This is a genomic window from Rubneribacter sp., assembly GCF_965361815.1.
In genome coordinates this window covers 1-10,065 of the sequence record NZ_CBDTNW010000179.1, presented here as the reverse complement: position 1 = coordinate 10,065, position 10,065 = coordinate 1, and the positions used below count along the sequence as shown (strand labels likewise).

The 10,065-nt window shown below is 66.7% G+C and carries 11 protein-coding genes; 10 read left to right on the top strand and 1 reads right to left on the bottom strand.

All coding sequences use genetic code 11. The features are described from left to right. Window positions 1-8: 8 nt before the first annotated feature. The 6 genes from carA to ACWKY3_RS12935 all read left to right on the top strand — a co-directional run bounded on the left by carA (window position 9) and on the right by ACWKY3_RS12935 (window position 6,282). Window positions 9-1,415: a glutamine-hydrolyzing carbamoyl-phosphate synthase small subunit gene (gene carA, locus ACWKY3_RS12960; RefSeq protein WP_449316811.1), complete on the top strand. Its 1,407-nt coding sequence runs from the start codon at window positions 9-11 to the stop codon at window positions 1,413-1,415. Then, window positions 1,408-4,647 carry a carbamoyl-phosphate synthase large subunit gene (carB, locus tag ACWKY3_RS12955; RefSeq protein ID WP_449316810.1) on the top strand — a complete coding sequence of 1,080 codons (3,240 nt, stop codon included), beginning with the start codon at window positions 1,408-1,410 and terminating at the stop codon, window positions 4,645-4,647. Before carA ends, carB begins: the two co-directional genes overlap by 8 nt. Window positions 4,648-4,751: 104 nt before the next feature. Next, window positions 4,752-5,048 (top strand): AbrB/MazE/SpoVT family DNA-binding domain-containing protein, encoded by a 297-nt coding sequence (locus tag ACWKY3_RS12950; RefSeq protein WP_449316809.1) that lies wholly within the window; start codon window positions 4,752-4,754, stop codon window positions 5,046-5,048. After that, window positions 5,045-5,383: a type II toxin-antitoxin system PemK/MazF family toxin gene (locus tag ACWKY3_RS12945; protein ID WP_449316808.1), complete on the top strand. Its 339-nt coding sequence runs from the start codon at window positions 5,045-5,047 to the stop codon at window positions 5,381-5,383. Before ACWKY3_RS12950 ends, ACWKY3_RS12945 begins: the two co-directional genes overlap by 4 nt. Before the next feature lie 90 nt (window positions 5,384-5,473). Continuing rightward, the gene (locus ACWKY3_RS12940; protein WP_449316807.1) at window positions 5,474-5,728 is read left to right on the top strand and encodes a hypothetical protein; all 255 of its coding nucleotides are present in this window, start codon (window positions 5,474-5,476) and stop codon (window positions 5,726-5,728) included. Window positions 5,729-5,745: 17 nt separating this feature from the next. Next, window positions 5,746-6,282: an N-acetyltransferase family protein gene (locus tag ACWKY3_RS12935; protein WP_449316806.1), complete on the top strand. Its 537-nt coding sequence runs from the start codon at window positions 5,746-5,748 to the stop codon at window positions 6,280-6,282. On the opposite strand, the gene ACWKY3_RS12930 is transcribed toward ACWKY3_RS12935, so the two are convergent. Beyond that, on the bottom strand, window positions 6,234-6,824 hold the full coding sequence (locus tag ACWKY3_RS12930; protein WP_449316805.1) for a DUF3267 domain-containing protein: 591 nt from the start codon (window positions 6,822-6,824) through the stop codon (window positions 6,234-6,236). The two genes, ACWKY3_RS12935 and ACWKY3_RS12930, sit on opposite strands and share 49 nt — an antisense overlap. 107 nt (window positions 6,825-6,931) lie before the next feature. On the opposite strand from ACWKY3_RS12930, the gene ACWKY3_RS12925 reads away from it, so the two are divergent. The 4 genes from ACWKY3_RS12925 (at window position 6,932) to ACWKY3_RS12910 (ending at window position 9,921) form a co-directional block, all read left to right on the top strand. After that, window positions 6,932-7,168, top strand: a complete 237-nt coding sequence (locus ACWKY3_RS12925) for a helix-turn-helix domain-containing protein (protein ID WP_449316804.1) — start codon at window positions 6,932-6,934, stop codon at window positions 7,166-7,168. Continuing rightward, window positions 7,165-7,944: an alpha/beta fold hydrolase gene (locus ACWKY3_RS12920; protein WP_449316803.1), complete on the top strand. Its 780-nt coding sequence runs from the start codon at window positions 7,165-7,167 to the stop codon at window positions 7,942-7,944. Before ACWKY3_RS12925 ends, ACWKY3_RS12920 begins: the two co-directional genes overlap by 4 nt. A gap of 192 nt (window positions 7,945-8,136) precedes the next feature. Continuing rightward, the gene (locus ACWKY3_RS12915; protein WP_449316802.1) at window positions 8,137-8,967 is read left to right on the top strand and encodes a dihydroorotate dehydrogenase electron transfer subunit; all 831 of its coding nucleotides are present in this window, start codon (window positions 8,137-8,139) and stop codon (window positions 8,965-8,967) included. Beyond that, a complete protein-coding gene (locus ACWKY3_RS12910; RefSeq protein ID WP_449316801.1) occupies window positions 8,968-9,921 on the top strand; it encodes a dihydroorotate dehydrogenase in 954 nt (317 codons plus the stop codon). It abuts the gene before it with no gap. Window positions 9,922-10,065 lie beyond the last annotated feature (144 nt).

Genomic DNA, 10,065 nt, shown 5'->3' with positions numbered 1-10,065 from the left:
GGGAGGAAATTGTGGGTATAGGGGTGTTGGGGCGTTTGTTGGAGGAACCTCCAAACCCCTTTTGCGCCCCCACGCTGCTCGTGCTGGAGGACGGGACGACGTTCCGCGGCACGGCGTGCGCGGCGGCGGGGGAGGTGTTCGGCGAGATCTGCTTCAACACCTCGATGGAGGGGTATCTGGAGGTCGTCACCGACCCGTCGTACGCGGGGCAGATCGTCGCGATGACGTATCCTCAGATCGGCAACTACGGCGTGAACCCGGATGACTGCCAGTCGGGCGCGCCCGCGCTGCGGGGCCTGGTGGTGCGCGATATGTGCGCCGCCCCCTCGAACTGGCGCAGCACCATGAGCCTGCCCGACTACCTGCGCGAGCGCGGCGTGGTGGCCATCGAGGGCGTGGACACGCGTGCGCTCGTGCGCCATGTGCGCGAGCGCGGCGCCATGCGCGCCGTGCTGTCCACCGAGGACGCCGACGAGGCGAGCCTGCTTGCGAAGGTGCGCACGAGCGGCTCCATCGTGGGCGCGAACCTGGCGGCCGGCGTGTCGTGCAAGGCGCCCTACCGGTTCAAGCCCGCCGACCTGCCGGAAAGCCAGGCGTTCGCGCTCGTCCCGCCTGCGCAGGCGCGTTTCTCGGTGGTCGCCTACGACTGCGGTGCGAAGCGCTCCATCCTGCAGAACCTCGTGCGCGCAGGGTGCGATCTGACCGTGGTGCCGTGGGACACGCCGGCCGAGGACGTGCTGGCAAGGCGGCCCGACGGCGTGTTCCTGTCGAACGGCCCCGGCGATCCTGAGGCCGTGGAGGGCACGTACACCCAGGTGGAGAAGCTGCTCGGGCACGTGCCCGTGTTCGGCATCTGCCTGGGGCACCAGATGATCGGCAAGGCGGCGGGCGCGCAGGTGGAGAAGCTCAAGTTCGGCCACCGCGGCGGCAACCATCCCGTGATGAACCTGCTTGCGGGCCGCGTGGAGATCACGGCGCAAAACCACGGATTCGGCATCGTGTTTCCGAGCTTGGGGCCGCTCATGCCGGAGTTCTCGGGCGGTAAGACGGCGCATCCGGCCGACGGCGACCTGCGCTTCTGGGCGCGCGCCGGCATCGCGCCCGTCGTGCGCAACGATCGCTTCGGCCGCATCCGCCTCACGCACGTGAACCTCAACGACGGCACGGCGGAGGGCATCGCGTTTCTGGACATCCCCGCGTTCAGCGTGCAGTACCATCCTGAGGCCGCGCCCGGCCCCACCGACGCGCACTACCTGTTCACGGCGTTCATGCGGCTGATGGGAGGTCGCGGGGACTATCTGGATATCGACATCGCGCGGGACCGCCTGGCCGGCTGGACGTTCGGCGCGCGGCAGGCTGCGGCGCCGGGAGCTGCGTGCCGCGTGCCGGCGACGGAAGGAGGCGCCCATGCCTAAGCGCACCGACATCGAAACCATCCTTGTCATCGGATCCGGCCCCATCGTCATCGGGCAGGCGTGCGAGTTCGACTACTCGGGCGCGCAGGCGTGCAAAATGCTGAAATCTGACGGCTATCGCGTGGTGCTCGTGAACTCCAACCCCGCCACCATCATGACCGATCCCGAGCTGGCCGACCGCACCTACGTGGAACCCATCACGGCCGAGTTTGTGGAGCAAGTCATCGAACGCGAGCGGCCCGACGCGCTGCTGCCTACGCTCGGCGGGCAAACCGGCCTCAACACCGCGGTGGAGCTGGCGAAATCCGGCGTGCTGGACAAGCACGGCGTGGAGATGATCGGCTGCGACCTTGAGGCCATCGAGCGCGGCGAGGACCGCAGGCTCTTCAACGACTGCATGGCCGATCTGGGGATCGAGACGGCGCGCTCGGGCTACGCCTACTCCGTGGCCGACGCCGAAGCTATCGTGGACGAGATCGGCTACCCCGTGGTGCTGCGCCCCTCGTTCACGCTCGGCGGCGCGGGCGGCGGCATTGCGCACGACCGCGACGAGCTTGCCCTCATCGTGGGCCAGGGTCTGGAGCTCTCGCCGGCCGGCGAGGTGCTCGTGGAGGAGAGCATCGAGGGGTGGAAGGAGTTCGAGATGGAGGTGATGCGCGATGCCGCCGGCAACGGCATCGTCGTGTGCTCCATCGAGAACTTTGACGCCATGGGCGTGCACACGGGCGATTCCATCACCGTGGCCCCCGCGCAGACGCTCTCGGATGTGGAGTACCAGCGCATGCGCGCAGCGTCGCTCGCCATTTTGGAGAAGATCGGCGTGGAGACGGGCGGTTCGAACGTGCAGTTCGCCGTGAATCCTGAAAACGGCCGCATGATCGTCATCGAGATGAACCCGCGCGTGTCGCGCTCCTCGGCGCTGGCCTCGAAGGCCACCGGTTTCCCCATCGCGAAGGCGGCGGCGAAGCTGGCCGTGGGCTACACGCTTGACGAGATCGTGAACGACGTCACCAAGGTCACGCCTGCCTGCTTCGAGCCGTCCATCGACTACTGCGTGGTGAAGGTGCCGCGCTTCGCGTTCGAGAAGTTCCAAGGCGCCGACGACACGCTGTCCACCCGCATGAAGGCCGTCGGCGAGGTCATGGCCATCGGCCGCACGTTCGAGGAGGCGCTCGGCAAGGCCCTGCGCTCGCTGGAGAACGGCCGCGCGGGACTGGGCGCGGACGGCGCGGGTAACGAGGGCGCGCTTCCCGACGCCGAGCTGGAGGGCCTCGTGCGCCGTCCCACCGCCGACCGCGTGTTCTATCTGGCCGAGGCGCTGCGCCGCGGCTGGCCGGTCGAGCGCGTGAGCGCGAAAAGCGGGGTGGACCCGTTTTTCGTGGCGCGCATGGCCGATGTGGTGCGCGTGCAGGAGAACCTGCGCGGCAAGGCGCTCGACGAGCTTGACGCCGATGCGTTCCGCCTGCTCAAACGCTATGGGTTGTCAGACGTGCAGATCGCGCGCCTCACGGGTTCCGACGAGGCCACCGTGCGCACGTGCCGCAAGATGCTGCACGTGGTGCCGGCATTCAAAACGGTTGACACCTGCGCGGCGGAGTTTCTGAGCACCACGGCCTACCGCTACAAAACCTACGACGCCGACGAGACGGAAGCGCCCGGCCCGCGCACGCGCAAACGCGTCATGATCCTGGGCGCGGGCCCGAACCGCATCGGTCAGGGCATCGAGTTCGACTACTGCTGCGTGCACGCCTCCTACGCGCTTGCCGAGGCCGGGTTCGAGACCATCATGGTGAACTGCAACCCGGAAACGGTGTCCACCGACTACGACACCTCCGACAAGCTCTACTTCGAACCGCTCACGTTCGAGGACGTGATGGATGTGGTGGATGCGGAGCGGCCCGACGGCGTGGTGGTCACCCTTGGCGGGCAAACGCCGCTCAAGCTGGCGAACGCCCTGGCCGCAGCCGGCGTGCCCATCATGGGCACCTCGCCGGAGGCTATCGATCTGGCCGAGGACCGCGACCGGTTCAGCGCTATTCTGGACGAGCTTTCCATCGCGTACCCCGCTGCCGGCATGGCCTCCACCTACCAGGAGGCGTGCGTCGTGGCCGACCAGATAGGCTTTCCTTTGCTCGTGCGCCCCAGCTACGTGCTGGGCGGGCGTGGCATGGGCATCGTCTACGACGGCGCCCAGCTGGAGAAGTACATGACCGAGGCCGCCAAGATCACGCCCGATCACCCGGTGTACCTGGACCGGTTTTTGGAAGGCGCCGTGGAGGTGGACCTCGACGCGCTTTGCGATGGCGAGCAGGCGTACGTGGGCGGCGTGCTCGAGCACATCGAGATGGCCGGCATCCACTCGGGAGACTCGGCCTGCTGCACGCCGCCGTTCGCGCTCTCGGAGGCGCTGGTGTCGCAGCTGAGAAGCATCGCGCGCCGGTTGGCCCTGCGTCTGGGGGTGGTGGGGCTCATCAACGTGCAGTTCGCCATCAAAGACCAGGTCATCTACATCATCGAGGCCAACCCGCGCGCCAGCCGCACCGTGCCCTTCGCCTCCAAGGCCTCAGGTGTGCCGCTGGCGAAGTGCGCTGCCCGCATCATGGCGGGGGAGAGGATCGCTGACTTGGGCCTGCCGCCCGACGACCGCCGGCCGGAGCACTACAGCGTGAAGGAGGCCGTCATGCCCTTCGGCCGCTTCCCTGGCGCGGACACGGTGCTCGGGCCGGAGATGAAGTCAACCGGCGAGGTCATGGGCATCGCGCGGAACTTCCCGGCGGCCTTCGCCAAAACGCAGCTGGCCATCAGCTACGCGCTGCCCCAAGGCGGCACGGTGTTCGTCAGCGTGTGCGACCGCGACAAACGCGCCGTCGTGAGCATCGCGCGCGACATCGTGCGGCTGGGCTTTCACGTGGTGGCCACCGCCGGCACGGCGCGCACGCTGCGCGCGGCCGGCATCGAATGCGACGAGGTGAAAAAGGTGCACGAAGGCTCGCCCAACGTGCGCGACATGATAGCGGCGGGCGAGGTGGCCCTCATGATCAACACCCCCTTCGGCCACGCCACCCGTGCCGACGGCTACGAGCTGCGCTTGGAGGCCGTCAAGCACGGCGTGACCCACGTCACCAACCTCGCCGGCGCCCAGGCCATGGTGGCCGGCATGGAGGTGGCCCGCTCCGCCGGCCTCACCGCCGTAGCCCTGCAAGACCTCCCGCAGTGGGAGCCGATGCGCTGACGCTGCCGCCGGATGGCGCGTCGCGCTTCGCGCGCCATCCGGCCCTCTTGCGATCGATTCTCCTTCGTGATAAGATATCTCTATAGATATCTAGGAGGCGCGCTATGATCGAACCACTGAGAAAACCCACGCGTCTGTGTTCGTGGGGCACATCGCGTGCCGTGCGCATTCCACGCGAGGTGTGCGAGCGCGTGGGTGTGAACCTGGGGTCGGCGCTTGACATGATCGTCGGCCATGACGAGCGAGGCTCGTTCATCATGCTGCGTCCCGAAACCGAGCATCGTGTCGTGTGCGATGTTCCTTACGTGTCCATGGAGGAGGCGTTCTCGGCCTACGACGGCGATTACCTTCCTGGCGAATGCGATTGGGGCGAGGATGTTGGCAAAGAGGTTGTCTCATGAGGGGCGTTCTCGAGCAAGGAGACCTCATCGAGGTGGATTTCAACCCTTCTGTCGGTCACGAGCCTGCCAAGGTTCGTCCTGCCGTCGTCGTGAGCGGCTACGGGTTCAACGCTCGTTCGAGTCTTGTGGTTGTAGTGCCTGTGACCAGCAAAGACAATGGTTACCCGTTGCACCTTCCGGTTATGGGCACTTCCGGTGCCGTAGGGTTCGCCTGCGTCGAGCAGGTTCGCAGCATCGACCTTGCCCGGCGAGGTTACCGTTTCATCGGAAGCGCAGATGATGCCACGATGCGCTCGATCCTCGGGCATCTTCGCGGCGTGCTGGAGCTGAGGTGAGGCGAATACGTTTCAGAACGCTGCTCACCGGATGACGGCAAGCGCCAACGCGTTAGAATGATTGAGAAATGTTTGGTGAAAAGCGGTGCCATGGTCGATACCAAGATATACACGATTGACGAGCTGACGGGGATGCTCAAACCCATCATGGCGCGTGAATTTTTTCGCGGGCATTCGATTTTCGATATCGCAGAAGAGCTTCACGAGGCATCTGGAAAGCGCGTCGACGTTTACGAGAGAAGCGAGCTTCCTGATGCAAGTCCTCTTCTCGAGGCCATCGAGGTCGAAGGCGTAACGATATGGCAACGAGATAAATGTTCTCGCGCGTGGACAAAACATCCTTGAATCCGAACGATAAGCATATGAGCAACGGGCAGCGTATTGTCCGTCGTCTGAATTCGGGCGACGATCTGCGGGCAGTGGCGGGGGTGTATGCGGCGAGCTGGCGGGCGGCCTATCGGGGGCTGGTGCCGCAGGCGTACCTCGACGCGCTCTCGCCCGACGATTGGACGGGGTCGCTCGCCGCCCGCGCCCGCCGCACCTGGATCGCGTGCGAGGGCGGCGAGGTGGTGGGCGTCAGCACCTATGGCCCTGCGCGCGACGAGGCCTTTTTCTCATGGGGCGAGGTTGTCTCGATCTACGTGCGACCCGAGCACCTGCACGCCGGTTGGGGGTCGCGCCTGCTGCAGGCCTCCCTCGACGCGTTGAGCGCCGAGGGGTTCGCCTCCGTCTGCCTGTGGGTGCTCGAAGGAAACGCGGCGGCGCGCGCGTTCTACGAGCGGTGCGGCTTCGTCTGCAACGGCGACGTCCTTGACGTTGAGGTGGGCGGCGCGCCGCTGCGCGAAGTGCGCTACGTGCGGGCGCTCGAGCGCACGAACGCCACGAGGCCGCATTCGTAGGGGTGGTCGAGGTAGAGCACGTCGGCGTCGTCGGGCTTGAAGCGCAGCATCTTGAGCACGATGGCCAGGTCGCCGCCGCCTCCCAGGATCATGAGCAGCCCGATTCCCAACCAGAGGATGGACCCGGTGACGTACGCGACGGCCACCGGCACGAGGCTGAGCACGATGGTGGGCGCGAGCGCGCCTGCGACGTAGGCGCGCCGGGACAGCGGCTCGTCGCACGTGCAGTACGGCGTGAGGTACTTCCAAATCACACCGAACGAGACGGCCTTCCAATGCCGCTTCGCGCAGATGCCCCACACCAGGCCGTGGATGAGCTCGTGCGCGACGATGAGCGCGAGGAAGGCGACGAGAACGAGCAGCATCCCGAAGAGATCGAACGTGCCGCCGCCTTCGGGGTGCAGCAGGAAGAACCCGATACCGCAGGGTCGAGCGGCAGCGCGCCCCGCTCGTCGGGATGCAGCGCCGCCCGCCCGTCGGCGACGGCGTCCATGTTCCCCTATCGAGGCCGCAAGCGCAAGGTTCGCCAAGCGCTTTGCCAAAGCATCGACACCTTCGCTGCCTTCCTCATCAAGGCGTCTTGTATAGTCTAAAAACTTGGACGATAATAGAAAATCGTTCTATGATGGGGAGTCAACGAAAGGCACTCATGGACATCGACAGGCTTCTGCTCAATCCCGCGCGCCTGCGCATCATGCAGTACCTGCGCCTGCGCGGCCGCGTGCGCACATCGGACATTGTGGAGCACTTGGACGACGTGCCGTGCGCAACGGTGTACCACCACGTGAAGCTGCTCGAGGAGCACGGCATGATCGAGGTGGTGGAAGAACGTCTCGTGCGCGGGGTCGTTGAGAAGGTGTACGCGCTCGCGCGAAGCCGCGCATGAACTTCCACGAGTTCGGGCCCGAAGACGCCTCGTGCATCATCCTGATCCACGGCGGCGGCAACTGCTGGTGGAACTATCTGCGCCAGGCGCGTGCCCTGTCGGATCGCTACCGCGTGGTGCTGCCCACGATGGACGGGCACGGCGAGGAGCGCGACGTTCCCTACGTGTCCACCGAGGCCACGGCCGACAAGCTGCTGGCCTATATCGACGAGCGGTGCGGCGGGCGCGTGTTCGCGCTCGGCGGCGTGTCGCTGGGCGGCCAGATCGTCATGGAGCTGCTGGCGCGCCGTCCCGACGTGGCCGAAAAGGCCATCATCGACGGCAGCCTGTGCATCCCGCAGCCTTTCATGGCCCTCTGCTGCATCGCGCTCGTGCGCACGTGCTGGGGCCTCATGTTCGGCGAGAAGGCGGCGCGGCGCCAGATCAAAGCCATGCCGAAGGTGCTGCCGGCGAAGATGCTCTACCCCGACGAGCTTGTCGCCCGCTACCTTGAGGACATGCCGCGCCTGCCCAAGCAGACCATGGTGAGCATCTACAACACGTACATGCGCCGCTACCGGCTCAAAGACGGCGTGCGCACCACGAAGGCCGAGGTGCAGTACTGGTACGGCGAGAAAGAGATGGAATGTGTGAAGAAGTCGGCCCGGCTCTTCCAAAGCTATGTGGGGTCGGCCGTCCTTTACGAAGCGAAGGGCTACGATCACGGCTACCTGTCCATCTACCTGCCCGAAGAGTGGCTCGCCCGCGCCGTGCCCTTCTTCGAAGGCGATGCCTGACGCCGGTTTACGACCGAAAGCGATGCCGATGGCGGCCCTTTTCGATCGTTTGCGCTCCTTGCTTGGAGTTTTCTCGCGCATTCCTTCAAGGCGCAGGCCCTCTCAGCAGCGATGATGCTACAATCAGCGCCGAAGAGGCACGCACGCTGCCGTCAACGATGCGGCGGCTTCGATGAGAGGGAAGGTACGCACGTGGCACTGGTCAACGAGAGGGCGCGCATCCTCGAGAACGAATGCGTGGGCCCGAGCCTCTACCTCATGGAGCTTTCCGCGCCGCAGATAGCGGCCAGCGCGAAGCCGGGGCAGTTCGTGCACATGAAGGTGCCGGGCAAGGAGGCGCACATCCTGCGGCGCCCGTTCGGCATCTACTCGCGCGACGCCGCCGCAGGGACGCTGGAGATCCTCTATCAGGTGGTGGGGTTCGGCACCGACCACATGTCGCGCATCGAGCCGGAGCGCGCCGACCACGTGTCCGGCGCGGAGCTCATCGGCCCGGTCGGCCGGCCCTGGCAGCCGCCTAAGGGCGCGCGGCGCGTGCTGGTGGTGTGCGGCGGCGCGGGCGCGGCCCCGCTGTACATGCTCTGCGAGCAGCTGGTTGCCTTGGGCGTGCGCACCGACGTGGTGCTGGGCGCGCAAACGAAGGAGGCCCTCGTGTTCCGCAGCCGCTTCGAGGAGCTGCTGGCCAAGGGCGCGAGCTGCGGCTGCGGGGCGCCTCGCTGCTCCACCGACGACGGCAGCTTCGGACGCGCGGGCTTTTGCACGCCGCTTGCGCAGGAGGCGCTCGCCGAGGCGGCCGAAGCGGGCGAGCCCTACGATTACGTGGCCGTGTGCGGCCCCGAGCCTCTCATGAAGGCGGTGGCGCGCATGGCGGCCGCGGCGGACGTGCCCTGCGAGGTGTCCCTGGAGAAGCGCATGGCGTGCGGCGTGGGCGCTTGCCTGTCGTGCGTGGTGGACACGGTGGACGGCAAGCGGCGGGCCTGCGTGGACGGACCCGTCTTCGATGCGCGGAAGGTGGTGTGGTAGATGTCCGGAGTGGAGAACGCGCTTCCGCTCACGACGGCTCCCACAGACGTGGCGCTCGCTGTCGACTTGGGCGGCCTTTCCATGAGAAATCCCGTGACTGTGGCGTCGGGCACGTTCGCTGCGGGGCGCGAGTACGGCGACTTCGTGGACGTGTCCGCGCTTGGCGCCGTCACCACCAAGGGCGTGTCCCTCAACGGCTGGGAGGGCAACGCGTGCCCCCGCATCGCCGAGACGCCCTCGGGCATGCTCAACTCCATCGGCCTGCAAAACCCCGGGGTGGCGCACCTCAAAGAGGTGGACCTGCCGTGGCTGCAAGAGCGTGGCGCCACGGTGATCGCGAACGTGTCGGGCCATAGCTTTGACGAGTACGTGCAGGTCATCGAGGCGCTTGAGGATGCGCCGGTGGACGCGTACGAGGTGAACATCTCGTGCCCGAACGTGGATGCGGGCGGCATGACCATCGGCACGTGCGCAGACAGCGTGGAGGCCGTGGTGTCCCGCTGCCGCGCTGCCACCAAGCGCCCGCTCATCGTGAAGCTCACGCCCAACGTCACCGACATCGCCGAGATAGCCCGCGCCGCGGTATCCGCCGGCGCCGACGCGCTGTCGCTCATCAACACGCTCATGGGCATGGCCATCGACGCGGAGCGCCGCCGCCCGCAGCTCGCGCGCGGCGTGGGAGGGCTGTCGGGCCCGGCCGTGAAGCCGGTAGCGCTGCGCATGGTGTGGGAGTGCCACAAGGCGGTGGACGTGCCGCTGCTCGGCATGGGCGGCATCTCGAACGCCGTCGACGCCGTCGAGTTCATGCTGGCCGGAGCCACGGCGGTGGCCGTCGGCACCGCGAATTTCTCCAATCCCTGCGCCACGGTTGAAATCATCGACGGAATGGCGCAGTATTGCGAGAGGCACGGCGTGAAGGACGTCAACGAGCTGATAGGAGCGTTGGAATGGTGAGTTCGTTCGAAAGCGCGGCGGCGCGCGATCGGGTGATCGTGGCGCTGGACTGCGGCATCGAGGAAGCGTTCGACCTCGCGGACGCGCTGCAGGGCAAGGCGGCGTGGATGAAGGTGGGCATGACGCTGTTCTACGCGAACGGCC